Below are 25976 nucleotides of genomic sequence, written 5' to 3'. Positions count from 1 at the left end.
TAATCGTCGCATGACCGATGTGCTCGCCCGGATGGGTCTCATCCGGATGTCCGCCCGCGACAACGGCACCCCGCACCGTGTCTCGACGCCGCTCGAACTGCTGTTCGACCTCGTGTTCGTGGTCGCGGTGTCGCAGGCGTCCCAGAACCTCCACCACCTCATCAGCGACGATCACGTCGGGGAGGGCGTGCTCTCGTACCTGATGGTGTTCTTCGCGATCTGGTGGGCGTGGATGAACTTCACGTGGTTCGCATCGGCGTTCGACACCGACGACTGGCTCTATCGCGTGCTCACGATCGTGCAGATGGGCGGCGTCCTCGTGCTCGCCGCGGGCATCCACGACGCGATGGTGTCGTTCGACTACGTGGTCGTCACGTGGGGCTACGTCATCATGCGCCTGGCGCTGGTCGCCCAGTGGCTGCGGGCCGCGGCATCCGATCCCGCATCGCGCCGGACGGCGCTGCGGATGGCGCTCGGCGTGTCAGCGGTGCAGGTGCTGTGGGTCGCGCGCATCTACCTGCTCGATGACCAGGCGCAGTTCTGGACCTTCTTCGTGCTGGTCGCGTTCGAGCTGCTGGTGCCCGTGTGGGGCGAGGCCGCGGGTCGGACGCCGTGGCACCCGCACCACATCGCGGAGCGGTACGGACTGTTCACGCTGCTGCTGCTCGGCGAGAGCCTGCTCGCGTCGGCCAACGCCATCTTCGATGCACTGGGGGAGGGCGAGCACGTGCCTGAGCTGCTGACCCTCGCGATCTCGGGGATCATCGTGACGGCGGGCATCTGGTGGGTCTACTTCGCGCGCGAGCAGCACAGCCGCTTGGAGGGACGGCGATCGGCCTTCCGCTTCGGGTATCTGCACTACGCGATCTTCGCGGCGGTCGGAGCCGTGTCGGCGGGCGTCGAGGTGGAGATCGACGAGATCACCGGGCACACGTCGGTGCCGCCGGCGATCGCCGGCCTCGCGCTGACGGTGCCCATCGCGATCGTCGTGGTCGGCGCGTGGATCGTGCTGCTGCGGGCATCGCTGGCGCGCTGGGCTTCAGTGGCGGTCCTCGCCGGCGCCGTGCTGATCGCGCTGAGCGGCCTGCTGCCCTCGAACGAGTACGTCGTGGCCGCGGCGCTGCTGGTGGGCGTCGTGATCGTGCTCGAAGTCGATCAGGCGGGCACAGCCACCCGCGCGGTCAGCGTGTGAGGTCGAGCGACACGATCGCGAGTTCAGGTCGCGGACGCGCGACTTCACGGAATCCCGCGGCCTGGAAGGTCGACAGCACCCCGTGGTACAGATCGTTGACGGGGATCTTCCTGCCGGCGTCGGTGTCGAGCGGGTAGGCCTCGACGACGCGCGCGCCGGACGAGCGGGCGTAGTCGATCGCCGCCTCGAGCAGCCTCGCGTTGAGTCCCTGGTTGCGGTGCTCCTTGCGCACCACGAAGCAGCTGACCGCCCACACGCCGGGGTCGTCCCACGGCTCTTCGGACGCGGCGAAGTTGCGGGTGCGCGCGAGCCGGACCTGCCGCGTGCGCGGTCCGACGCGCACCCAGCCGGCGGCCTCGCCGTCCACGTACGCGATGAGCGCCGGCGGGGGACCGGCGGCCACTTCGTCGCGCAGGAGCTCACGGCGCTCGTCGAGCGTCGTGCGGTTGAACTCCGCGTTCGTGATCGTCCACCACTGGCACTGGCAGCCGCGCCCGTCGCCACCGCCGCTCAGCGCGTGCTGCGCGTCGTCGAAGCGGTCTGCCGTCGCGGGCTCGATCGTGATGTTCGCCATGACGCGACGCTATTGCGGGCCGGCGACATCGACAAGGCAGCGGGATGCCACGCCCGGCGGTCGCCGTGTTCGCGAGGCCTCCGCGGACCGGGTAGGATGGTCGAGTTGTCCGCGCGCAGGCCGGGCACGACAACTGAACATCGGGATGTGGCGCAGCTTGGTAGCGCACTTGACTGGGGGTCAAGGGGTCGCAGGTTCAAATCCTGTCATCCCGACAGAGAAGCCCTGGCGGATCGGAGGATCCGCCAGGGTTTTGTCGTTTCTGCCCACGAATTCCTTGTCGCGCGGTTCTACACCGTTGTAGATTGCGTCATGTACACCGGTGTACTACCGACGAAAGGTTCTTCAATGAGGATTGACCAGCGGGCTCGCAGGCCTCGCTCGACCGGCGCCCTGGCGGCGACCGGCATCGTGGTCGCTGCGGCGATCTCGATCGCGACCGCGGTCCCTGCTGCGGCCGCTCCCGACCCTTGGGAGTCGCAGAAGGGGATCTACCACTACTTCACCGTCCCCAAGTCGGAGGTGCCGTCCAACGCGTGCGGCAACTCGACGGGCGCCGGCGCCGAGATCGAGGGCAACTTCGGACCCTCGCGCACGTGGGCGGCGATGGGGCTCGACGGGAGCGGCGCGAACTGCGCCGCCAACATCGGGCCGCTCGAGCCCGGCCTGTACTACTACCAGTACGTGGCGACCATGCCCGACCGGTCGAAGGTGCCCTTCCGCAATCCCGACAGCCCGGTGGAGGTCACCGCGCACCCCGACTGGAACACGCTGTTCGTGCCCGGACCCGAGGTGGCGTGGATGGATGACGTCGCGTCCGGCGGCGGAACGGTCTCTGAGCTCACGTACGACTCGGCCGTGTCGGACAGCGAGCACTCCGTCATGGTGTGGACGCCTCCCGGCTACAGCACGAAGCCGGCGCACGCCTACCCCGTGCTGTACCTGCTCGCGGACGAGGGGCAGTCCGCCCGAGAGTGGCTGGAGCTCGGACGCGCCTCGCAGGTGCTCGACAACCTCGCCGTCGACGGCGACCTCGCATCGATGGTCGTGGTCATGGCCGACGCCGGTGACGCGGACTTCCGCGCGGAGCTGATGGATGCCATCGTCCCGGCGGTGCGATCGGCGTACAACGTGTCGGGCAAGGGCAAGGACACCGGTGTCGCCGGCATCGGGCGGGGCGCGGCTCAGGCGCTCGAGCTCGCGGTGAGCGACCCGGGCGTCTTCGGGTCCGTCGGGTCGCTCTCGGGGTACCTCTCGGACGACACCGCGGTCACGCCGGCGCAGGCCCGCAAGCTCAACGCCAAGACGGACCTGCTGCGGTTCTACGTCGGGAACAGTGTCGACGCCCACTACAACGGGACCTACGAGGCCCGGGAGTCGCTCGAGCAGGCCGGCGTGCGTGTGGAGTTCGACGGCGTCCACCCCGAGACCGGCGGTGTGTGGGACACGTGGCGAGAGAACCTGCGGGACTTCGCGTCGCGGGCCTTCCAGCCCCACGTGAAGGATCACGGCCCGAGCGAGGGGCACCGGGAACAGTCGGCGCCGTACACGGCGCCGGCCGTCGGGACGATCACGACGCCGCACATCGACGCCGACGGCATGGTGACCTTCGAGACCGGCACCCAGTGGGCCGACGCCAAGGACGTCGTGCTGTGGGGCGACTGGGCTCCCAACGGGCAGTGGTTCCGCATCCCGCTGACGAAGGAAGGCGATCGCTGGCGCACCACGATCGGCCCCATCGACGGCTACTACTACTGGCGGTACGAGGTGAACGGAGTGGGCTTCCACGACCCGCAGGACACCACGAACGTCGTGAACATGGAGAGCCAGCTCTTCGTGCCCGGCGGCGAGCGCACCCCCCTGCTGGCGGACGTGCCCGCCGATCAGGCCGGTCAGGTCTCGACGCTGAGCTACACGGGCGCGTTCGGCGCCTCGAAGCTCAAGGTGTGGACGCCGGTGGACTACGACCCGGAGCGTGCGGAGGCCTACCCGGTGCTGTACCTGTACCACGGGTTCGCCCAGAACTACGCCAGCTGGACGGAGGTCGGCAGGGCGGCCCAGATCCTCGACAACCTCTACGCGCGCGGCGAGATCACGCCGATGGTCGTCGTGATGCCGGGGTACACCGGCGCTCCGTTCGACATCTGGCCCGACCTGTCGGGCAACGTCATGCCGCTGGTGAGCGCGCAGTACAACGTCTCGGACGACCCGTCGCAGCGGGCGATGGCCGGCTTGTCGTGGGGCGGATTCCTCACGAACGGGGCGATGCTGAACCACCCGGGCAACTTCGCCTACTTCGGCATGTTCTCGCCGCCGTTCACGGCCGCCACGCTGGACCCGTCGACGCCCGCGGGTCAGACGGTCATCGCCACGACCAAGTCGGTCACGCTCTACGCCGGCGACGTCGATGCGGGCGCCGTCTCGGCGATCAACGGCGTCGAGGCCAACCTGACAGCGAACGGGATCCCGACCGTGAAGACGATCGTTCCCGGTCCGCACGGGTTCGACGTGTGGTGGCAGGGCCTGTCGGACTTCCTGCCGACGCTGTTCCGGTAGTCGCGACCAGCGATGAGGTGGGGGCCGGCGGACGCCGGCCCCCACCTCTGCGCCTCACGGGCGCGCGCGGGGCCGTGGAGCACGGGCCGCGGTGTTGTACCCTGACGACTGATCCGAGGGAGGCGGCACAGACCGTGGCACGCAAGGCGAGCGGCTCGGCGACGATCCGCGATGTCGCCCAGGTCGCGGGGGTGTCGATCAAGACCGTCTCGAACGTCCTCAACGGATATCCGTACATCCGCCCCGAGACGCGTGAGAGCGTCGAGAAGGCGATCCGCGATCTCGACTACCACGTGAACGTCTCGGCGCGGAACCTCAGCCGCGGGCGGACGGGCGTGATCGCCCTCGTCCTCCCGGCGGTGCGCGGCGTGTACTTCGCCGAGCTCGCCGACGCGGTGATGCGCGAGGCCGCCAAGGTCGGTCTCACCGTGTTCATCCAGCAGACCAACGACGAACGAGCCCGCGAGCTGAAGGTCCTGGACGGCAGCTATCGCTCCCTCGTGGACGGCGTCATCTTCTCGCCGCTGGCCCTGGGGCAGCAGGATGCCGGGCTGTTCGACGTCGACTTCCCCCTCGTGCTGCTCGGCGAGCGCATCTTCGATGCCGGCGTCGACCACGTGACGATGCAGAACGTCGAAGCTGCCCGGGCTGCGGTCGAACACGTGATCGCGCGGGGCGCGAAGAGCATCGTCCCCCTCGGGGCGAAGGACGATCCGTCCGCCAGCAGCGGGACCCTTCGCATGCAGGGGTTCCGCCAAGCACTCGACGCGCATGGCCTCGACGTCGATCCGCGCGCCGTCATCGGCGTGCGCGACTACTTCCACTCCACGGGCGCGGCGACCATGGCGCAGATCCTCGATCGCGGCGTCGTGCCCGACGCGGTCGTCGCCTTCGCCGACACGCTCGCGCTGGGCGCTCTGGCGGCACTGACCGATCGCGGACTGCGCGTTCCCGAGGACGTGCGGCTCGTCGGCTTCGACAACATCGAAGAGACCGCGTACTCGCTCCCTCCGCTCACCACGATCGACCCCGGTCGCGACGAGATCGCCGCCCAGGCCGTCGCGCTGCTGGAAGAGCGGATCCGACTGCGGCTGGACGGCGTCGCCCGCGAGCACCAGCCTGCTCCGCGCAAGGTCGTCGTCGACTTCCGGCTCATCGAGCGACAGTCGACGCGCTGAGCGTCAGTGGGCGACCCAGCCGCCGTCGACCGACAGCACGGCGCCGGTGAGAAACCCCGCGTCGGGACTGGTCAGCAGCATCGCGGCCGGCGTCAGCTCGGAGGGGTCGCCCCATCGACCGGCCGGGATCTCGTGCTCGAGGAAGCGCCGCACCTGAGGGTCGTCGTCGACGCCGGCGTTGAGCGGCGTGCGGAAGGGCCCGGGCGCCAGCGCGTTCACGGTCACGCCCGCCCCGGCGAACTCCACCGCGAGGCTCTTCGTCAGCTGCACGACGGCGCCCTTGCTCGCAGCGTATGCCGAGCGGTCGGCGGCTCCGACCAGTCCGAGCGCACTGGCGAGCGTCACGATCCGTCCGTAGCCCGCCGGCTTCATGAGGCGGAACGCGGCGCGGCACGCGAGCCACGTCCCGACGATGTTGACATCGAGGCAGGCGCGCAGGGCCGCGACATCGAGGCTCTCGATCGAGCCGCGCGCCTGACGTCCGGCGCTTGCGACGAGCACGTCGAGCCGGCCGAACTCCGAGCCGATCCACGCGCCGAGCCCCTCGACGGATTCTTCGTCGGTGACCTCGCACGCGCGCCCGCGCACGTCGGCCCCGGTGTCCGAGGCAAGGCGCCGGGCGGACTCGTCGGCACGGTCGGCGTCGCGGCTGGTGATCACGACCGTGGTGCCCGTCGTCGCGAGAGCGCGCGCTATCGCCTCGCCGAGCCCCGACGATCCGCCCGTGACGAGGGCCACCTGGCCGGCGCGCGAGTCGTCTGGGGAGCGTGGCGTGAAATGCGGCATGACCAGCACCCTAGAGGGATCGCCCGTCACCGTGCCTGCTGGATCAGCTGTGTGACCGCGTCGGGAGCGCGAGCCCGAGCTGACGCTCGAGGGCGAGGACCGCCGCCGCGGGGTCCAGGCCCGCGCTCAGCACCTTCAGCCCGAGGCCCTCGGCCGTCGCGAGGAGCCCGGTCGCGACGACGGTCGCCTCCGATGCGTCGGTGGAGGACCCCGCTGCGGCGGTCACCAGCTGCGCCACGTGTCCGAGCAGCAGCGCGTCGTCATCGGCGAGCTGCGCCGACAGCTCCGCGTGGGTGGCCGCATGCGCCTGGAACGCGAGGCTGACGCGACCGTCGTCGATCTCGGCGGCGGTGCGGGGGATGAGGTTCTGCAGCATCGTGCCCAGCACGGCGCGCGGCGTCGGGTCGGGCCCGAGGGCCTCGATCGCGGCGGTCATCCGCTCCTCGTAGCGGGCACGCGCCTCGCCCATCGCGTAGCGCAGCATCGCGTCCTTCGACGGGAAGTAGTGCTGCACCATGCCCGCGGTCACACCGGCCTCGGTCGCGACGTGGCGCAGGCTTGCGGCATCCAATCCGTCCCTCGCGGTCACGCGGAAGACCGCCGCGGCGATCTCGCGCCGCCGTTCGTCATGGTCGACGCGTTTCGGCATGACGACAGCTTTTCGCAATGCAGTCGTATTGACAAGCGCCGCCGCGCGCGGTTACATTACAACTGCAATGTGAACGGAAGGACGAGGGATGCCGCAGCCACTCGTGCGGGCAGACACGGCGCCTGCCCCACGACGGATCGGCGCCGAGCGGCACGGCGCCGACCGGATCCGCCACGGCCTCCGCCGTGCGCTGGCGGCCGAAGCGGCCGGGTGGCGCAGCCTGGGACGAGTGCTCGCGCGGCGTCCGCGCGTGCCGGCCGGAGCGACGGCGATCGGATACGACCGACCCGTCCGCACCGTGCTCATCGTCTTCGCGGTGCTGTCGCTCGTCGAGATCCCCATCATGGATCTGCTGTTCCGCGGGATCCCCGCCGTACGCTGGCCGATGCTCGCGCTGGGCGTCTGGGGCGTCCTCACCGTCGTCGGGATGCTGTGCGCATACGTCAGCCGTCCGCACGCGGTCGGACCCGCCGGCATCCGCGTCCGCCACGGGGGAGAGGTCGACCTCGAGCTGCCGTGGGAGGCGATCGCGTCGGTCGAGAGGCGGCGGATCGGGCTGTCGGGTGCTCCGGCCCTGAGCCTCACCGGCGAGGGCGACGAGCAGGTCCTGAACCAGGTCGTGCAGGACTTCGCCGACATCGAGATCACGCTGGAGCGCCCGACGGCGCTGCGGCTGCCGCAGGGCGACGTGACCGTCTCGGCTGTGCGCGTGTCGGCGGACGACCCGGCGGCGTTCCTCGAGGCTGTGCGGCGGCACATCCCCTGACCCGGCGCCCAGTACGCTGGTGGGGATGACCAACACGCGTGCCGAGGCGGCGTATCTGCGCTCCGTGGCGGCGTTCCGGACTCCCACGCTCGACCTGCTGCATCGGCGCTATGCGCCGTTCGTGGTCGCGGTGCTGTCGATCGTGTTCACGGTGGACCGCCCGGCCGTGGCCGTCGCGGATGCGCACGCCGAGATCGCCGAGATCCTCGACGAGCTCCGTGCCGCCGGGTACGACGACGACGAGCGCGCGCTGCCGTCGGGCACGGCCCGCGAGATCTGCCGTCACTGGGTGCGCGTGGGCTGGCTCGTGCCCCAGATCGACGGCGACGTCGAGGTGTACCGTCTGACCGCGCACGCGGTGGGCGCGCTGGAGATCACGGGTCGCACCGGCGGCGGGCGCACGCGCGTGTCGAACTCGCGGGTGCGGACACTGCTCGAAGCCGTCGAACGCCTGGCGGCCGACGCCGAGACCGACCCGCAGGCGCGTATCGCCCGCCTGACGGCCGAGCGCGACGCGCTGGATGCCGAGATCCTCCGCATCCAGGCCGAGGGCACCGCTCCCGTCGACGACGAGCAGCTGCTCGAAGAGGCCGAGAACGTGCTGCACCTCGCCCGCGAGCTGCCGGCCGACTTCGCGCGCGTCGCGGAGTCGATCAAGGCGATGCAGCGCGACGTCGTGGCCGATCTGCGACGCGACGTGCGGCCCACGGGCGAAGTTCTGCGCGAGTATCTCGAACGCGGTCAGCACGTGATGCAGTCGACCCCCGAGGGCCGTGCGTTCGCGGGCGCCCTGCGACTGCTGGGCGATCCCGAGCGCATCGACGACCTCGCCGAGCAGCTGCACACCGTGCTCGCCCAGCCGTTCGCGCGCCTCATGGACGCCGACCAGCGTGCCGAGCTGGACGCCATCGGCCGTCGGGTGGAGCTCGGAGTGCTCGAAGTGCTGACTGCGCAGCGCCGGGCGTCGCACGTGATCACCGGCCAGGTGCGCACGCACGATCCGGTGCGCGACCGCCAGGTCGACGACCTGCTGCGCGATGTCATGTCGGGACTGCAGGCCTGGACCAGCACCTCGTCGGCCGAGGCGCCCGTCGACCCGGTGCGCAGCCTGCCGATGGCCGCCGTCGGACACCTGCGCCAGTCGGCGAGCGACATCCGGCCGCCCGGGGCCCCCGCGCCACTGTCGGACGCCGCGGACGACGCCGAGTTCGTGGATGCGGACACCCGGGCCTGGGGTGGGCCGAGGTACGCCGAGCTCGAGGCGTACGTCGCCGGCCTCGGCGACGAGTTCGACCTCGCCGCCGCCTTCGAGGGCACGGCCGACGACACCAGGCGCCCGGTGGACCTGCTCGGCTTGCTCGAGATCGCCCACCGCAACGGCATGACCGAGGGCGAGGCCGTCTCGGTCGTCGAGGCCGTGCGCCCCGACGGCACGACGCGCCGGTTCGCCTTCGGCGCCGTGACCGCCCGCACCTCCAGGGAGAGCGACGATGACTGACCTCGACACCGCGATCGAAAACGTGGACACCTCGACTCGCTCCTCGCTCAGTGCGGGTGCCGCGACCTCGGCCGCCGGCATCCAGCCGTTCATCGAACCCGTCGCGATGGAGGACGATCCCGACGAGCTGTTCGCGGGCGACCGCGGGGTGCTGGATGCCGACGTCCGCCGCGTGCTCGTGCACGTGCTGCAGCGCCGCTTCCTGCTCGCCGACCGCCACCGCGAGCAGTGGACCCTGCTGCTCGACAACCAGGGACTCATCGAGTCGCGTCTGAACGACCTGTTCGTGCGGCTCATCATCGACCACGACCGCGGCGTGGCGTACAAGCAGCAGGTGCGGTCGGACGAGTTCGACGTGCCGATCCTGCTGCGCGACTCGCCGTACTCGCGCGCCGAGACCCTCGTGCTCGTCCACCTGCGGACGGTGTACCAGCGCGAGACCGCCGCCGGCGAGCCGTCGGCGCGCGTCGACATCGAGGACGTCGAGCAGACCGTCCTCAGCTACTTCGCCGAATCGGACGGCGACACGGCGCGGCGCCAGCGGGCGATCCGCAAGGCGCTCGACCGGCTCGATCGCGACGGGATCGTCGACGAGGAGTCGGCGGGCCGCTTCCGCATCAGTCCGCTCGTCGAGATCGTGCTGAGCGCCGAGAAGCTGCGCGAGCTGCGCGACTGGCTGCGCGCGCAGCAGTCCCTGCCCGACCTCGACGACGCCGACGCGACCGACACCGACGAGACCGACACCGACGCGACCGGCATCGACGACGAGACCACCGTGGAGGACGCGGCACCGTGACCATGATCGACACGCTGTTCGGGCTCATCCCGGCGGCCTCGCGCGGGCAGCAGTGGCTGGCCGAAGACCTGCAGCTCGTCAACTGGGGCGGCTATGACGGCGCGCACCGCGTGCGCTTCTCGCCCGAGGCGACCCTACTGTGCGGCGGATCCGGGTCGGGCAAGTCGACGCTGATGGACGCGTACATCGCACTCATGATGCCGCACACCACGCCGTTCAACGGCGCCTCCAACGGGGGAGTGACGGGGCGTCCTCGCGGCGACGAGCAGCGCAACATCCTGTCGTACGCGCGCGGCAAGCTCGACGAGTCGCGCACCGAGGACGGCACGAAGATGCGCGTGCTGCGCGGCGACGGCGAAGACACCTGGACGGCCGTGGCGATGACGTGGGTCGACCACGACGGCTCGCGGTTCACCGCCGTGCGCGCGTGGTACATCCCCGCCGGCGCGCGCGTGCTCGAAGACACCGTGCGCGTGCGGGCGACGGCGGACGCCGCGTTCGACCTGCCCGCGCTGGAGCAGGCGGCGGCGCAGCGGTTCACCGACACCTCGCTGAAGTCCGTCGGGCTCGACCCGGTCGGCACCGACCGCGAGTTCTCGGCGCGGCTGCACGCCGTGCTGGGCATCGGCGCGGCCGGAGCCGGCGCCAAGGCGATGAGCCTGCTCGCCCGCATCCAGGCGGGGCAGCAGATCACGACGGTCGACGACCTGTACAAGCGGCTCGTCCTCGAAGAGCCCGAGACGATGGCGACGGCCGATGCGGTCGTCGCGCACTTCGACGAGCTCGAGAGCACGCGCACCCGCATGCTCACGGCTCGCCAGCAGGTGAGCGCGCTCGAGCCGCTGCGCGACCTGCGCGAGAAGATCGCCTCGGCGGCCGATCGCGTGCGGATCATCGACGAGATCGGCGACTTCTCGCACCCGGACTCGCTCGCGACGCTGTGGCGAGCGAACCGCCGGCTCGAACTGCTGCGCGAGGTCGAGACCGAGCTTCGCGACCGCAAGCGCGACGCCGATGTGACGCTGCGCGAGAAGCGCGCGCTGGCCAACGCCGCCGAGATCGAGCGAGAGGGCCTCGCGGACGTGCTGAGGCAGTCCGGCGGCGACCGGCTCGAGACGGCGCAGCGCGAGCTGCGCGAGGTCGAGCGGAGGCTGACGAGCGTGCAGTTGAACCGCGTGCGCTTCGACGAGGACCTGCGAGGGCTCGGTGAGGCGGCATCCACTCGCGAGGAGTTCGACGCGCTCGTGACGCGTGCGCGCGCGGGACTTGCGGATGCCGACGCCAAGCGCACGGCCCGCAACGCGTTCTCGGAGGCGGCGCTGGAGCTGAAGGCCGCCGAGCGCGAGGTCGCCGAGCTCGAGGGTGAGATCCGTCGCGTGACGGGTCGCCGCGGGAACATCCCGCGACCGCTGCACGAATCGCGCGAGCTGCTGGCCGAGGCGGCGGGGATCGACCCCGACGAGCTGCCGTTCGTCGGCGAGCTCGTCGAGGTGCGCACCGAGTTCGAGCCGTGGCGCGAGGCGTTCAACCTGGCGCTCGGCGGGTTCGCGACGACGCTGCTCATCGACGTCGCGCACCTGCCGGCGTTCCGCGCGGCGATCGACGCCGTGCGCACACCGGTGCGCGTGCGCTACGAGGGTGTTCACACCGGCCTGGACGCCAACGGCGGGCGCGACGTCGACACCCTGCCGGGGCGTCTGGACTATCAGGCCTCGCCGTTCACGGGGTGGCTGCAGGAGCGCCTCGACAGCCAGTTCGGCTTCGTGTGCGTGGACGCGCCGCGCGACCTCTCGCGTCACCGCAAGGCGCTGACCATCACGGGCCAGACCTCGGACGGCAACCGCGGTGCGCACGGCGGCCACGGCCGCGAGAACGTGCTCGGCTTCTCGAACGAACGCCGGCTGCTCACCCTCGCCGACCGCCTCGACGCCGCCCGTGCGCGAGTGCTGCGTGCCGCCGAGGCCGCGAAGGCCGCCGAGACGGGATTGGATGCCGTCGACGCGAGGCTCGCCGTGTACGCGAGGCTCGTCGAGCTCACGTGGGAGCAGCTCGACGTCGACGCCGTCACGGCGGAGCGCGATCGCTGGACCGCGGTGCAGGACGACGTGACGGCGTCCAATCCCGAGATCGCCCGCCTGCAGGGTCAGATCGCGGCGGCGAAGGGCACGGCGACGCGCCTGCGCGAAGAGATCGGGCGCACCGAGCTGGAGCGGGAGCAGCTCGAGGCGCGCTGGGCCGATGTGATCGACGACGTCGACGCGACCCAGACGATCATCGACGCCGCCGAGGACGCGGGGCGCGTGCTCGACGCGGGGCAGCAGGAGTTCCTCGACGCGCGCTTCACGCTGCGGGAGTTGGCGGCTGCCGCGAACCCGTCCGTCGTGCTCACGCGGTTCGACGCCGCGCTCGCGACGGCGGCGCAGCGTCTCGAGGAGGACCACGCCGCCGCGGTCGCGTCGCACGCCGAGCAGCGCGAGGCCGTCCGCCGCATCATGACGGGGTTCCTGGAGCGCTGGCCGAACCCGAACCTGCTCGCCGACCCGGATGAGTCGATCGACGACTTCGAGGGCATCCTGCTGGCGCTGCAGACCAGCGGGCTGCACGAGCTCGAAGCGGACTGGCGCGACAGCCTTCTGAAGCTCTCGGGCAACGATCTGACGAACCTCGACGCGACGCTCAGCCGCTCGCTGCGCGAGATCCGCGACCGCATCGAGCCGATCAACCGCATCATGCAGGACCTGCCGTTCTACGACGACGCCCACCGCCTGCAGATCACGACGCGCGAGAACCAGTCCGAGCCGCGCAAGCGGTTCCGCCGCGAGCTGCGCGAGGTGCGTGGGCTCATCGAGGCGGCGTCGACCGACGACGAGCGCGAGAACGCCTACCGTCGCATGGCGCGTCTGATCGGGCGCATGCGCCGCACGGCGCCGGACTTCGGCGACCTCGTCGACGTACGCAACCATGTGCGCGTGAGCGCCGAGCGCATCGAGGCGGCCACGAAGCAGCACGTCGCGCTGTACGACCACATCGGCGAGAAGTCCGGCGGTGAGTCGCAGGAGCTGATCGCGTTCATCGTGGGCGCTGCCCTGCGGTATCAGCTGGGCGATGCCGGGGCCGAGCGCCCGCGGTATGCCCCGGTGTTCATGGACGAGGCCCTCATCAAGGCCGACGCGCATTTCACCAAGCGCGCGATCGGCGCGTGGCGCGGCCTCGGCTTCCAGCTCGTCATCGGTGCGCCCAACGACAAGTACAGCGCCATCGAGCCGCACGTCGACGTCGAGTACGACATCCTGAAGGACACCCGCGGACGCTCGTGGGCGAAGCCGAAGGTGGGCCTGCGCTCGTAGCGGATGTATCACCGCGCTGCGGCGGCGCTCTGACGTGTCATCGGTCTTCGTGGCCGAACACACACCAAGGAGCAACACATGCGCATCGCGTATCGCATCTTCTCGTTCGCCATCTGCGCGCTCGTCGCGCTGCAGGCCGCTTCTCACGCCTGGGCGTCGGCCGGCCTTAGCCTGTACATCGCCGAGGGCGGCGTCGTTGACGCCTCGGCCCAGGAGGGCCCGCCGCCGTTCGCCGAGGCCCTGGGGTTCATGATCCACGGCATGAACGGCATGTTCGTGATCCCGACGCTGGCGATCCTGCTGTTCATCATCTCGTTCTTCGTGAAGGCGCCGCGCGCCGTCGCGTTCGCGGGCGGCGTGCTCGCGCTCGTGGCGCTGCAGGTGACGCTCGGCCTGTTCGGGCACGGCATCCCGCTGCTCGGCTTCCTTCACGGTGTCAACGCGCTGCTGCTGTTCACGACCGCGCTCCTGGCGGCGCTGAACGTGTCGAAGCGCCGCGTCGAAGAGGCCGCCGCCGCGGCCGCGTCGGCGCCCTCGGTCCCGGCCGGTGCCGCCGTCTAGGACCGCGCCCGCGGCGAGCCGGTGGGCGTGGTTCGCCCGCCGGCTCGCCGTCGTGGCGGCCGTGATCGCACTCGCCCTGGCGGGCTGGGCGTGGTGGGGCAGCGTCCTGCCCGGAACGTATTCCGTCATGGACATGGGTTCGCCGGACTTCGGCGGCGGCCCGGGCGCTTCCTCGCACGCCGCGGCCGGTCACGGCCACGCACAGGCCGCGGCCGCGGGGGGCACGGTCGCCGCGACGAGCGTGACGACGCTGGCGATCGACCCCGCGCGTCCCGCGGACGTGCGCGTGGAACTGGTGGCGCGCGCGGAGCGCGTCTCGCCCCCGGGCGGTGAGCCGTTCGACGGCTTCACGCTGAACGGCCGGACGCCCGGCCCGACGATCCGCGCGAAGCAGGGGCAGCTCGTCGAGGTCGTGCTGCGCAACGAGGACGTCCCGGCGGGAGTGACGGCGCACTGGCACGGCGTCGACGTGCCGAACGCGATGGACGGCGTGGCCGGGGTGACGCAGGATGCCGTGCCGCCGGGCGAGAGCTTCACCTACCGGTTCGTCGCCGAGCAGGTCGGCACGTTCTGGTACCACTCGCACCAGGCGTCGCATCCGCAGGTCGTGGGGGGACTGTACGGCGCGCTGATCCTGGAGCCGGGGGATGCCGCAGCCGCCCCTGCGACGATCGCCGACGCCGTCGCGACCGTGCACACGTACCCGGGCGGGCAGCGTACGATCAACGGCGCCGCGGGCGAGGTGCGGCAGACGGCGGAGCCGGGCGCCACCGTGCGGGTTCGGCTCATCAACACCGACAGCACCCCGACGTCGGCGTGGGTCACCGGGTCGGCATTCCGCGTGCTCGCGGTGGACGGCACCGACCTCAACCGCCCGACGCCCATCGACGGCGGGGCTGTGCCGCTCACCGCGGGCGGACGAGCCGATCTCGAAGTGACGGTGCCCGCGACCGGCGCCGTGCGGGTGCAGGTGCCCGGGGCATCGCTCGTGGTCGGACCCGACCGGGCCGAGGCATCCACTTCTCCTGCTCCGCGAGAGGAGCTGGACCTGCTCGACTACGGCGAGCCGGCCGACGTAGGTTTCGATCCGGCGCAGCCGGACCGTCGCTTCCGGTATGACATCGGCCGCATGCCCGGCTTCCTCGACGGCGTGCCGGGCTACTGGTGGACGATCAACGGCGGGATCGTCCCCGCCGTGCCGATGTACATGGTGCGTGAGGGGGATGTCGCGGTCATGACGATCTCGAACAGCAGCGGCGAGGTGCATCCGATGCACCTGCACGGTCATCACCTGCTGGTGCTCTCGCGCGACGGCGTGCCGTCGTCAGGCTCGCCGTGGTGGGTCGACTCGCTGAACGTCGAGCACGGCGAGACGTACGAGGTCGCCTTCGTCGCCGACAACCCCGGCATCTGGATGGACCACTGCCACAACCTGCCGCACGCGGCCGAGGGGCTCATGACGCACCTCGCGTACGTCGGCGTGACCACGCCGTTCCGGCTCGGCCGGGACTCGGGCAACGATCCGGAGTAGGAGCCTCAGCCGCGCGTGGCACCGAGGGGCTGGGGGATGCCCCCGCCGGCGGGGCGCAACGTCCGCGCGTAGTCCTCCTTCAGCACCGCGAGGTGGAACCAGGCCTCGGCCCGCGAGACGCCGGGGATCGATCGCAGCCGCTCGAGGCTGGCGTAGAGCGCCCCCGCCGAGGGCTCGACGAGGGTCGTGACGACATCGAACCGGCCGAGCGTCCGTGCCGCGAAGTCCACGCCCCGCCACGTGCGCAGCGCCTCGGCGACCTCGTCGTCGGCGCCGGCGAGGTTGAGCCCCACGCCCATCGACAGCTGACGGTGGGCGAGCCCGCGAGCCTCGACCGCGCTGATCTTGATGACGCCGGCGTCGATCAGCCGCTGCACCCGCGTGGTGACCGCGGACGGCGAGAGGCGGACCGTCTCGCCGAGCGACCGGTAGCTGGTGCGTCCGTCGCGCTGCAGCTGCTCGATGAGCGCGGCGTCGATCGCGTCGATGGTGATGTCGCCGTGGTACTCCGACACGAAGAACCCCTTGACCACGTCGGTGTAGATGAGGGTGTTGATGTCGGCCACCCCGGGAAGGGCCCGGATGCGGCCCAGCAGTTCATGAAGGGCGGGCATCGACGCCACACGGACCTCCGTGACGAGGTCGTGGGCGCCCCCCACCGCAGACACCAGCACGGTCTCGGGACTGCCGCGGAGGTGCTGCGCCACCGGCTCGACGCCGCCGCGCGTGCGGATCGAGACGTGGGCGAGCACATGCTGGCCGAGGAACACGGGGTCGACGGCGGCGACGACCCGCACGGTGCCGTCCGCGATCATCGCGCGCAGCCGCGCCGAGACCGCGGCACGCGATTGGCCGAGCCGGCCGGCGAGCGCGTTCACGCTTGCGCGACCGTCCACCTGCAGTTCGCGGATCAGCTCCGCATCGAAATCCACCGCGATTCCCCGATCCGCCCAGTTTCCCGAGAACGCACTCCTCCGCGTGCGAAATCCCAGTCTAGGCGTGACTCGGCGTGACGTGACAGGGGATTCTGCAGCCGGATCGAGCAGAACACCAGTCCAAGCGCGCCTGCGCTGGAGTTATGCCCTTGCCGCCGGCATCCCGGGCTTCTAGCATCCATCGCATCCCGACACATTCCCGCAAAGGAGCGGCCATGACTTCCACCACCACCGCGAGGGCGCGGCGCGCCGGCATCGCCGCGTTCGTAGGCACCACCATCGAGTGGTACGACTTCTACGTCTACGCGACGGCCGCCGCGCTGGTGTTCGGCCCGCTGTTCTTCCCGAGCGGCGACCCGCTCGCCCAGACGGCCGCGGCGTTCGCGACCTTCGCCGTCGCCTTCCTGGTGCGCCCGCTCGGCGGCATCATCTTCGGACACATCGGCGACAAGCTCGGCCGGCGCGTCTCGCTCGTGATCACGCTGCTGCTGATGGGCGTCTCGACGGTGCTCGTCGGCTGCCTGCCGACGTACGCGGCGATCGGCTTCATGGCCCCCGTGCTGCTGATCCTGCTGCGTGCGCTGCAGGGCCTCGCTGTCGGCGGCGAGTGGGGCGGTGCCGTGCTCATGAGCGTCGAGCACGCGCCGGCCGGCAAGAAGACGTTCTACGGCGGCTTCACTCAGCTGGGCAACCCCGCCGGCGCTCTGCTCGCCTCGGGCATCTTCGCGATCATGTCGCGCTTCGGCGACGACTTCATCATGAACGGCGGCTGGCGCATCCCGTTCCTGCTGTCGATCGTGCTCGTGGGCGTCGGCTTCTGGGTGCGCTACCGCGTGGAGGAGTCCCCGGTCTTCGAGCAGAAGGTCGAGGGGCGCAAGCAGACCATGCCGCTCGCGTTCGCGCTGCGCGTCAACTGGAAGCCGATCCTCCTGGGCATCGGCCTGCTGCCGATCTCGACGGGCGGCTACTACCTCGCCACGACGTTCGCGACCGCCTACGCGACGGGCGAGCCGATCAGCATGAGCCCGCAGCTGATCCTGGACGCCATGACGATCGCGTCGTTCATCGAGTTCGTCGTGACGCTGCCGGTGGCATGGCTCGGCGACAAGTGGGGCCGCAAGAACATCATGTACATCGGCCTCGTGACCTCGGTGCTGACGTTCGTGCCGTTCATGCTGGTGCTGCCCGGCAAGATCGAGCCGGTCATCTTCCTGCTGGCCTCGCTGGTGCGCATCGCCATGAGCGCGACGTACGCCCCGATCGCCGCGATCCTCGCGCAGATGTTCCGCCCGCAGGCCCGCTACACGTCGATCGCGCTGTCGTACGGCGTGGGCGCCGCGATCTGGGCCGGCTTCTCGCCCTGGTTCGCGACGATGCTCATCGCGTGGACGGGCAGCATCTGGTCGGTCATCGCGATGTTCGTCGGCATGGCCCTGCTCGCGGGACTGTGCACGTGGCTGGCGCCGCAGCACTCCGACGAGGCGCCCGTCACCGACTCGTTCACGCCGCGCACCGACACGACCGCCGCCCGCACCGTCTGACGCCGGCCCCGGCATCCCGACTCTCCCCACCGTGAGGACACCATGAGAAAGCTCGCCCCGTTCGACCGCCCCGCGCAGCAGACCCCGCGCCTGGTGACGGCCCGCGTGATCCACACGGTCGACGCCACCGACCGGACGGCGACCGCGATGCTCACCGACAGCGGGCGGATCGTGGCCGTCGGCACGGTGGAGGAGTGCCGGGATGCCGCACGCGCGGCCGGCATCGATCCCGAGGTCGTCGACCTCGGCGACGCCGTCGTCGTCCCCGGGTTCGTCGACGCGCACGCGCACCCGCTCATGTACGGGCAGCTCATGACGTGGGTGGACTGCGGGCCCGAGAAGGCAGGCAGCATCCCCGAGATCGTCGCGCTGCTGAAGGCCGCGGCGGCCGACCTGCCGGCCGGCCGGCCCGTGCGGGGGTACGGCTACGAGCATCGGAACCTCGCCGAGCAGCGGCATCCGACCCGGTTCGAGCTCGACGAGGTCGCGACGGACCGCGAGGTGTACCTGATGAACGCGTCCGGCCACGGCGGGGTCGTGAACTCGCACACCTTCGCGCTCAACGGCGTCGACCGCGACACGCCGAACCCCGCCGGCGGCGAGTACTTCCGCGACGCCGACGGCGAGCTGACAGGCGAGATCTCGGATGCCGCGTGCAACATGCTCACCGGCGTGCACGGGGTGAAGATCGGCCACCACGGCCCCAACTTCCACCTCGCCGACGAGCCGGAGGAGCATCTGCGGCAGCTGGATGCCGCCACGCAGCGGTTCCTCGCCGGGGGAGTGACCACGATCGGCGACGCGCAGGTGTCGCGCCGCGAGTTCGACATGTACCTGCGGCTCGCCGAGGCCGGACGCCTCGAGCTGCGCGTGTCGATGTACCTGCTGTCGCACCTCCTCGACGAGGCGCTCGACATGGGACTCGTGGGCCAGTTCGGCAACGCCCACCTGAGCTTCGCCGGCATCAAGCTGTACGCCGACGGCACGCTGGGCGGCTGGACGGCGTACTTCCCGGACGGCTACGTGGGCGACCCGTGCCGCACCGGGCAGCTGTACCACGAGCCCGCCGAGTACGCGGTGCTCATCCGGCGGGCGCACGCCGCCGGGCTCCAGACCGCGACGCACGCGCAGTCGCCGACGGCCATCGAGATGGTGGTGTCGGCGATCGAGGCGGCGCTCGCCGAGCGTCCCGACGACGACGCCCGCCACCGCATCGAGCACTGCGGGCTGCCGACGCCCGAGCAGATCCGGCGCATGGCCGCCGCCGGCATCCGCCCCGTCAACCAGACGCAGCACTACTTCAACTGGGGCGAGGGGGTCGAGCAGGCGATCGGCACTCCGGGGGAGCGGTTCAACCCGCTGGGCGAGTTCGAGGCGGCCGGCGTCCCGTTCACGATCTCGTCCGATGCGCCCGTCGCCGAGCCGATTCCGCTCGAGGCGATCCAGACCGCCGTCACCCGCGTGACCCGTCGGGGGCACAGGCTCGGGCCCGACTCGCTGCGGGTGTCGGCGGCGGCGGCGCTGCGGGCGCACACCTACGAGGGCGCCGTGTCGCTCGGTCGCGAGGACGACCTGGGTTCGCTCGAAGCCGGCAAGTACGCCGACTTCGCCGTGCTCGGCGGTGACCCCCTCACCGTCGACGCGGCCGAGATCGCGCAGATCCCCGTGCTCGAGACGTGGGTGGGGGGCGTGCGCCGCCACGCGGCGGTCCGGGCGGAGGTGCCGGCACGATGAGCGCGTCCGACGGAATCGCCGCGCAGTACGCCGACACCACCGGGCGGGCGGTCCTCGAGACGGTGCGCAACTACGGGGTCACCGCCGTGTTCGGCATCCCGGGAACGCACAATCTCGAGCTGTACCGCCCGCTCGCCGACCTGGGCATCCGCGCGGTGACGAATCGCCACGAGCAGGGCTCCGGGTACGGCGCCGACGGCTGGGCCCAGCAGACGGGACTGCCCGGTGTCGTGATCACGACCTCCGGCCCGGGCCTGCAGAACGCGATGAGCGCGATCGGCACGGCGTTCTGCGAGTCACGGCCGCTGCTGGTGATCTCGCCGGGCGTGCCGCGCGGCGCCGAGTTCCGCGACATCGGGACGCTCCACGAGACGAAGGACGCCACCGCGATGGTCGGCGCGATCGCCGAGTGGTCGCGTCGCGTGACGAGCGGGACGGATGCCGTCGACGCGGTGCACGACGCGTTCGCGCTGTTCCGCACCGGGCGTCCGCGCCCCGTGCACATCGAGATCCCGCTCGACGTGCTCGAGGGCCCCGCGGACGTGCCCGCCGCCGCCCGTGCCGCGCGTCCGCTGCCGGCGCCTGCGCGCGGCGACGCCGCCGCGACGCGTGAGGCGGTCGCCCTCCTGACGCACGCCGAACGCCCGGTCATCGTCGCCGGCGGGGGCGCGACGCGTGCCGGCCGCGCCATCACCGCGCTCGCCGAGCGGCTCGGCGCACCGGTCGTGACGACTCTCAACGGCAAGGCGACCGTCGACGAGCACCATCCGCTCTCGCTCGGATCGAACCTGCGGCTCGACGCGGCGCGCCGGGTCGCCGAGGGCGCCGACGTGCTGCTCGTGCTCGGATCGAAGCTCGGCGAGGCGGAACTGTGGGCGCCGCGCCTGGAGGCCCGGGGCGCGGTCATCCGCGTGGACATCTCGGCCGCTCAGCTGCACAAGAACCTCCAGGCCGCGGTCGGCATCGTGGGCGACTGCGCCGTCGTCGTCGAAGCTCTTCTCGCCGGCCTGCCCGGCGAGCCGCGTCGGCTGCTCGACCTCGCCGCCGAGCGTGCGGCGATCGCCGACGAGACGGCCGCCGCCCTGCCCGACACGGTCGCGCTCGCAGAGGTGATCGCCGCGGCCCTGCCGCACGACGCGATCGTCGCCGGCGATTCGTCGCAGATCGTGTACATGGCGCTCGCGAACGTGCTGCGCCAGTCGCGCCCGCATTCGCTGCTCTACACGCCGACGTACGCGACCCTCGGCTACGGGCTCCCCGCCGCGATCGGCGCGTGCGTCGCGCAGCCGCTGGGAGGCCGTCACGTCGTGGCGGTCGTCGGGGACGGCGCGCTCATGTTCTGCGTCAACGAGCTCGTGACCGCGGTGGAGCAGCGTCTCGACCTCACGGTGGTGTGCGTCGACAACGGCGGGTACGCCGAGATCAAGCAGAACGAGGTCGATCGCGGCATCGCTCCCGTCGGCGTGGATCTCGTGCAGCCGGACTGGGTCGCCCTCGCGAACGCGTTCGGCGCGACCGGACGACGCGCCGACACCACGGCCGACATCGAGCCCGCCCTCGTCGCCGCGATCGCGGCCGGCGGCGTGCAGCTCGTCCACATCCCCCAGAACCACGGCGTCCACGGCGCCGGGCCGTCCACTCCGAGAGGCGAGTCATGACCGAGCACCACGAGCCCGTCGGCCCGATCGACGCGTCCGTCCACCCCCGTTACGCGGGCATCGCGACCTTCGCGCGACTGCCGCGCATCGAGGACGTCCCGCGCGCCGACATCGCCGTCGTCGGCATCCCCTTCGACGCCGGCGTCAGCTACCGGCCCGGCGCGCGCTTCGGCCCCTCGCACGTGCGGGAGTCGTCGCGACTGCTGCGTCCGTACAACCCCGCGCAGGACGTGTCGCCGTTCGCTGCGGCGCAGGTCGTCGACGCCGGCGACATCCCCGCCAACCCGTTCGACATCGGCGCGGCGGTGGCCGAGATCGAGAGCGCGGCCGTGGCGCTCGGCGAACGGGCCGGTCGCATCGTCACGGTCGGCGGCGACCACACCATCGCGCTGCCGCTCCTGCGTGCGGTGACGAAGAAGCACGGCCCGGTCGCGGTGCTGCACTTCGACGCGCACCTCGACACGTGGGACACGTACTTCGGGGCTCCCATCACGCACGGCACCCCGTTCCGGCGGGCGAGCGAAGAGGGCCTCATCGATCTCACCGCGAGCTGTCACGTGGGCACGCGCGGCCCGCTGTACTCGAAGCAGGACCTGGACGACGACGAGCGTCTGGGCTTCGCGATCGTGTCGAGCGTCGACATCGAAGAAGCGGGCATCGACGCGGCCATCGAACGCGTGCGACGCCGCATCGGCGACAAGCCGCTGTACATCTCCATCGACATCGACGTCCTCGATCCCGCCCATGCGCCGGGGACGGGAACGCCGGAGGCGGGCGGCATGACGAGCCGCGAGCTGCTGCGCATGCTGCGCGCGCTGAGCGACCGCCAGGTCGTGGGGGCCGACGTCGTGGAGGTGTCGCCCGCGTACGACCACGCCCAGCTGACCGGCATCGCGGCGAGCCACGTCGTGTATGAGCTCGTCTCACTGATGGCGGCGCAGGTCTAGCGCGCGACGGCACGGGCGGCAACCCCCTCCCCGCCGTCGCAGTGGGGCGCGCATGCTGGCAGCTACGCAGAGGAGGAAGTCATGGACGATCGTGAAGAGCACCTGGACGCAGCGCAGCCGGCAGACCTCACCGCGACGAGCGATCACGACGTGATCCGCGCCTGGGCGGAGGACCGCCACGCCGAGCCCGCCACCGTCGAGGGCACGCGGGAGGGCGATCAGGTCGGAGAGCTCCGGCTCGACTTCGATTTCGGCAACGACCTCGAAGACCTGACCCCCGTCACGTGGGACGACTGGTTCGCCGCGTTCGACGAGCGCGGGCTCGAGTTCGTGTTCTCGTCGGCGCCGCGCCCGGACGGGTCGGCCTCGAACGAGTTCCATCTCGAACCGGCGCACGGCGCGGGACGCTGACGCGCGGCGCGTCTCCTCGGTCTCGATGAGCGAGACTGAGGGGATGCTCCCGCCCCCGGTTCGTCGACGGATGCCGGCGGCCGTGCTCCTCGCGGCGGTCGTCGCCGCGGGGCTCCTGGTGCACGCGGCGCTGCCCGATTCGGCAGCCACCGACATCGCCGGAGACGCGCTGTACGCGGCGGCGGCCTATCTCGCCGTGGTGCTCATCGCGCCCGCGCTGCCCGCGCTCGGCGTGGGCGGCATCGCCGCGGCGTGGTGCGCAGGCGTGGAGCTCTTCCAGCTCACGGGGCTGCCGCTGGAGTGGGGCGCCCGCTTCCCGCCGGCGATGCTCGCGCTCGGTACGGTGTTCGACGCCCGCGACCTCGTCGTGTACGTCGTGACGATCGCCGTGCTGGCGGCCATCCACGCCGCGTGGGCCCGCCGGAGGCCGACCGACGGCTGAGGCGTTTCGTCTCGCTCGTTCCTCGCTCGCTCAACGACCGGGGGTCGTGGTCGTTGAGCGGAGGGCGCTCTGGCGCCCGCAGACGAAACGCTCGGACGGGGTTGCGGCAGCCCGATGGCCCGCCGACCATGGAAGACATGGGGGAGCGCCGGCGATGGGTGTGGCTCGTCGCCGCGCTCGCCGCGGTGCTCGTGGTCGCCGGGATCGGGATCGCCCTGGTGAACCGCCAGCCGGGGCCGGCGGCATCCACTCCCTCCGAGACGACGACCACGACGCCGACGACCAGCGCTGAGCGCACCTCGACCCCGACGCCGACCGCTGACGGCTACGCGGCGAACACCGCGACCTACGACGTGACGACCCTGCCGCAGGTGAACGTGTTCGCGGTCATCCCTGCGCTGCCCGTCGACGACGACCCGTTCACGATGCCGCTCACCGAGACGGCCGTCGCCCGTGGCGTCGGGGCGCCGGTGTGGGCGGATCCGGCGGACGAGCCGGTCGCGTACGTGCCGCACGAGTATCCGTACGGGGGCACGGTGCTGCCCGTGGTGGAGCGGCAGGAGCACTGGGTGAAGGTGCTGCTGACCGGCCGCCGGGCGATGCCGTCGGCGGGTGACCCGGGCCAGGTGACGGGGTGGCTGCGGACCGCAGACGTGGACGTCACCCCGTCAGCGGGACTCGGCGTCGTGGTGAGCATCGCGAACCGCACGATCGACATCGTGCATGCCGACGGCGCGCACGAGCGCATCGCGAACGACTTCGCGTGGGGCGCCGACGCCACCCCGACGCCCGTCGGTCGCACGTTCGTCATGACGACGCGCACGGTTCCGGAGTACGCGTACACGCGCGGGCACCCGATCGTGTACTGGGCCGTGCAGTCGCCGACGCTCGAGGGCTTCGACGGTGCCGACGTCGCGCCGGCGGCGTTCCACTACCACGACACGCGGTCGGGTCCCGTGTCGAACGGATGCATCCGCGTCGACCCGGACGCGATCACGCGGCTGTCGGCGCTGCCACCAGGCACGCCGGTGATGATCACGCCCTAGCGGTCGCCGTCGGCCGCCGCGCGGGCACGGGCGACCACGATGCCGCGCTGCGAGGTCGCGAACCGGTCGAGCATCGCGCGCAGCTCGTCGGCCTCGACATCGGCGCCGAACGCCTCCGCCCCGGGCTCCAGCATGATGCCCGCCGCGAGGTCGCCCGCGACCACCGGGTCGAATCCGAGGTCGTCCACGAGGCGGGCGACGACAGCCAGGTCGGCGGGGTCGTCGCCGGCGATGGCGATCGCCTTGCGTCCCTCCGCTCCGGCAGGGCGCGCCTCTTCGTCGATGTCGTGGTACCCCATGTGGTTGAAGGCCTTCACGACGCGGGAGTCGGGCAGGAACCGCTGCACGATCTCGCTCGTCGACGTGCGCGGGTCGTTGAGGTCGTCGCGCAGTCCGTCGACCTCCCACCAGTAGTTCATGGCGTCGATGACGAGCTTGCCCCGCAGCTCGTCGACCGGCAGGGTCTGGTGCTTGCCGAGGGGGAGCGCGAGCAGGACGGCGTCCGCTTCGCGGGCGACGGCGGACGCCTCACCCGCCGTCGCGCCGGGGGCCAGCACGTCGATCGTCAGGGCGATGCGGGCGGGGTCGCCCGAACCGGCGACGAGCACGCGGTATCCGGCGGCCGCGGCCAGACGCGCGAGGATCGTGCCGACCTTGCCGGCACCCAGGATGCCGAGCGTCCCGATGCGCGGGACGGCGGCATCCCGTTCCTCCGAACCGCTGGCATCCACGCCCGCCAGCGTATCGAGGCTCATGCCGTGGCCTCGGCCGCCGGCACCGCGGCGTTCTCGGCCAGCAGCTCGCGCACCATCGGCACGACCTTCGACCCGTACAGCTCCACCGAGCGCAGCCGCGCGCGAGCGGGCGTCGAGCCCGACGTGTAGATGAGGTCGAAGCGGCCCACATCCAGGGCGCTCACGGCCTTGGCGATCTTGCGGGCGACCGTCTCGGGCGAGCCGACGTACATCGACCCGGTGCGCACCTCCTGCTCGAAGTGGCCGCGGCTGAGCGGCGGCCAGCCGCGCTGCGCGCCGATGCGGTCGTGCATGACCTTGTACCGCGGCCACACGATCTCGCGCGCCTCTTCGTCGGTGTCGGCGATGAAGCCGGGGGAGTGCATGCCCACCGCGTGCGGCGTCATGCCGAACTGCTCGCTCGCACGCCGGTACAGGTCGACGTACGGGGCGAAGCGGCGGGGGTCGCCGCCGATGATCGCCAGCATCAGCGGGAAGCCGTACTTCGCGGTGCGCACGACCGACTGCGGCGATCCGCCGACGCCGACCCACGTGCTCAGGTGCCCCGAATCGGTCTTGGGGAACACGTCGGCGTCCACCAGCGGCGCGCGCGTCGTGCCCTGCCACGTCACGGGCTGCTCCTTCAGCAGCTCGGCGAACAGCTCGATCTTCTCCTCGAACAGCACGTCGTAGTCGGCGAGGTCGTAGCCGAACAGCGGGAACGACTCGGTGAACGACCCGCGGCCGAGGATCACCTCGGCACGGCCGTTCGACAGCGCGTCGACGGTCGCGAACCGCTGGAACACCCGCACCGGGTCGTCCGAGCTCAGCACCGTGACACCGGAGCCGAGGCGGATGCGCTCGGTCTTCGTCGCGATGCCCGCCAGCACCGTCTCGGGCGCCGAGATGGCGTACTCCGGCCGGTGGTGCTCGCCGACGAGGAACACGTCGACGCCCAGCTCGTCAGCCAGGACGGCCTCGTCGACGACCTGCCGGATCGCCTGGCCGTACGTCAGCAGCGTGCCGTCGTCGCCCTCGGGGACGTCGCCGAAGGTGTCCAGCCCGAACTCGATCTCGCTCATGTCGTGCTCAAC

General features: G+C 71.5%; 22 protein-coding genes and 1 tRNA gene. 17 read left to right on the top strand and 6 right to left on the bottom strand.

Annotated features, from left to right (window positions below):
* Positions 1–10: 10 nt before the first annotated feature.
* The gene (locus JNB62_RS10495; RefSeq protein WP_220300816.1) at positions 11–1192 is read left to right on the top strand and encodes a low temperature requirement protein A; all 1182 of its coding nucleotides are present in this window, start codon (positions 11–13) and stop codon (positions 1190–1192) included.
* Here JNB62_RS10495 and JNB62_RS10490 read toward each other — a convergent pair.
* Positions 1182–1766 (bottom strand): GNAT family N-acetyltransferase, encoded by a 585-nt coding sequence (locus tag JNB62_RS10490; RefSeq protein WP_220300815.1) that lies wholly within the window; start codon positions 1764–1766, stop codon positions 1182–1184. The two genes, JNB62_RS10495 and JNB62_RS10490, sit on opposite strands and share 11 nt — an antisense overlap.
* 141 nt (positions 1767–1907) lie before the next feature.
* Between JNB62_RS10490 and JNB62_RS10485 the strand changes: the two genes are divergently transcribed.
* The 3 genes from JNB62_RS10485 to JNB62_RS10475 all read left to right on the top strand — a co-directional run bounded on the left by JNB62_RS10485 (position 1908) and on the right by JNB62_RS10475 (position 5500).
* Positions 1908–1981, top strand: a tRNA-Pro gene (locus tag JNB62_RS10485).
* A 133-nt stretch (positions 1982–2114) separates the two neighbouring features.
* Entirely contained in the window at positions 2115–4322 is a 2208-nt protein-coding gene (locus tag JNB62_RS10480) for an alpha/beta hydrolase-fold protein (RefSeq protein WP_220300814.1), read from the top strand.
* A 134-nt stretch (positions 4323–4456) separates the two neighbouring features.
* Positions 4457–5500 (top strand): LacI family DNA-binding transcriptional regulator, encoded by a 1044-nt coding sequence (locus tag JNB62_RS10475; protein WP_220300813.1) that lies wholly within the window; start codon positions 4457–4459, stop codon positions 5498–5500.
* Between the two features lie 3 nt (positions 5501–5503).
* Here the strand turns inward: JNB62_RS10475 and JNB62_RS10470 are convergent, their stop codons facing one another.
* Both JNB62_RS10470 and JNB62_RS10465 read right to left on the bottom strand, forming a co-directional pair.
* Entirely contained in the window at positions 5504–6286 is a 783-nt protein-coding gene (locus JNB62_RS10470; RefSeq protein WP_220300812.1) for an SDR family NAD(P)-dependent oxidoreductase, read from the bottom strand.
* A gap of 43 nt (positions 6287–6329) precedes the next feature.
* Positions 6330–6935: a TetR/AcrR family transcriptional regulator gene (locus JNB62_RS10465; RefSeq protein ID WP_220300811.1), complete on the bottom strand. Its 606-nt coding sequence runs from the start codon at positions 6933–6935 to the stop codon at positions 6330–6332.
* An 88-nt stretch (positions 6936–7023) separates the two neighbouring features.
* Between JNB62_RS10465 and JNB62_RS10460 the strand changes: the two genes are divergently transcribed.
* The 6 genes from JNB62_RS10460 (at position 7024) to JNB62_RS10435 (ending at position 15434) form a co-directional block, all read left to right on the top strand.
* Positions 7024–7701 (top strand): hypothetical protein, encoded by a 678-nt coding sequence (locus tag JNB62_RS10460; RefSeq protein WP_220300810.1) that lies wholly within the window; start codon positions 7024–7026, stop codon positions 7699–7701.
* A 25-nt stretch (positions 7702–7726) separates the two neighbouring features.
* The gene (locus JNB62_RS10455) at positions 7727–9199 is read left to right on the top strand and encodes a DUF3375 domain-containing protein (RefSeq protein ID WP_220300809.1); all 1473 of its coding nucleotides are present in this window, start codon (positions 7727–7729) and stop codon (positions 9197–9199) included.
* A gap of 106 nt (positions 9200–9305) precedes the next feature.
* On the top strand, positions 9306–9995 hold the full coding sequence (locus JNB62_RS10450) for a DUF4194 domain-containing protein (RefSeq protein WP_223231075.1): 690 nt from the start codon (positions 9306–9308) through the stop codon (positions 9993–9995).
* Positions 9992–13342: an ATP-binding protein gene (locus JNB62_RS10445; RefSeq protein ID WP_220300807.1), complete on the top strand. Its 3351-nt coding sequence runs from the start codon at positions 9992–9994 to the stop codon at positions 13340–13342. Before JNB62_RS10450 ends, JNB62_RS10445 begins: the two co-directional genes overlap by 4 nt.
* A gap of 78 nt (positions 13343–13420) precedes the next feature.
* The gene (locus JNB62_RS10440; protein WP_220300806.1) at positions 13421–13903 is read left to right on the top strand and encodes a hypothetical protein; all 483 of its coding nucleotides are present in this window, start codon (positions 13421–13423) and stop codon (positions 13901–13903) included.
* A gap of 52 nt (positions 13904–13955) precedes the next feature.
* Positions 13956–15434: a multicopper oxidase family protein gene (locus JNB62_RS10435; protein ID WP_220300805.1), complete on the top strand. Its 1479-nt coding sequence runs from the start codon at positions 13956–13958 to the stop codon at positions 15432–15434.
* 5 nt (positions 15435–15439) lie between these two features.
* On the opposite strand, the gene JNB62_RS10430 is transcribed toward JNB62_RS10435, so the two are convergent.
* A complete protein-coding gene (locus JNB62_RS10430; protein ID WP_220300804.1) occupies positions 15440–16366 on the bottom strand; it encodes an Lrp/AsnC family transcriptional regulator in 927 nt (308 codons plus the stop codon).
* 218 nt (positions 16367–16584) lie between these two features.
* Here JNB62_RS10430 and JNB62_RS10425 point away from each other — a divergent pair, with 218 nt between their 5' ends.
* The 7 genes from JNB62_RS10425 (at position 16585) to JNB62_RS10395 (ending at position 24148) form a co-directional block, all read left to right on the top strand.
* Complete coding sequence (locus JNB62_RS10425; protein ID WP_220300803.1) at positions 16585–17910, top strand: MFS transporter; 1326 nt, start codon at positions 16585–16587, stop codon at positions 17908–17910.
* Positions 17911–17952: 42 nt separating this feature from the next.
* Positions 17953–19644, top strand: a complete 1692-nt coding sequence (locus JNB62_RS10420; protein ID WP_220300802.1) for an amidohydrolase — start codon at positions 17953–17955, stop codon at positions 19642–19644.
* Complete coding sequence (locus JNB62_RS10415) at positions 19641–21302, top strand: thiamine pyrophosphate-binding protein (protein ID WP_220300801.1); 1662 nt, start codon at positions 19641–19643, stop codon at positions 21300–21302. Before JNB62_RS10420 ends, JNB62_RS10415 begins: the two co-directional genes overlap by 4 nt.
* Entirely contained in the window at positions 21299–22249 is a 951-nt protein-coding gene (speB, locus tag JNB62_RS10410; protein WP_220300800.1) for an agmatinase, read from the top strand. Before JNB62_RS10415 ends, speB begins: the two co-directional genes overlap by 4 nt.
* A gap of 81 nt (positions 22250–22330) precedes the next feature.
* Complete coding sequence (locus JNB62_RS10405) at positions 22331–22660, top strand: hypothetical protein (RefSeq protein ID WP_220300799.1); 330 nt, start codon at positions 22331–22333, stop codon at positions 22658–22660.
* A 43-nt stretch (positions 22661–22703) separates the two neighbouring features.
* Positions 22704–23102 carry a DUF2809 domain-containing protein gene (locus JNB62_RS10400; protein WP_223231058.1) on the top strand — a complete coding sequence of 133 codons (399 nt, stop codon included), beginning with the start codon at positions 22704–22706 and terminating at the stop codon, positions 23100–23102.
* A gap of 137 nt (positions 23103–23239) precedes the next feature.
* Positions 23240–24148 (top strand): L,D-transpeptidase, encoded by a 909-nt coding sequence (locus tag JNB62_RS10395; protein WP_222855922.1) that lies wholly within the window; start codon positions 23240–23242, stop codon positions 24146–24148.
* Here JNB62_RS10395 and JNB62_RS10390 read toward each other — a convergent pair.
* Both JNB62_RS10390 and JNB62_RS10385 read right to left on the bottom strand, forming a co-directional pair.
* Complete coding sequence (locus JNB62_RS10390; protein ID WP_223231057.1) at positions 24145–24903, bottom strand: NADPH-dependent F420 reductase; 759 nt, start codon at positions 24901–24903, stop codon at positions 24145–24147. The genes JNB62_RS10395 and JNB62_RS10390 overlap by 4 nt on opposite strands.
* Positions 24900–25964: an LLM class flavin-dependent oxidoreductase gene (locus JNB62_RS10385; protein WP_220300798.1), complete on the bottom strand. Its 1065-nt coding sequence runs from the start codon at positions 25962–25964 to the stop codon at positions 24900–24902. The genes JNB62_RS10390 and JNB62_RS10385 overlap by 4 nt, the downstream gene beginning before the upstream one ends.
* Positions 25965–25976 lie beyond the last annotated feature (12 nt).

The organism is Microbacterium jejuense (genome assembly GCF_019511665.1).
GTDB lineage: Bacteria > Actinomycetota > Actinomycetes > Actinomycetales > Microbacteriaceae > Microbacterium > Microbacterium jejuense_A.
This window is presented reverse-complemented; position numbering and strand designations above follow the sequence as displayed.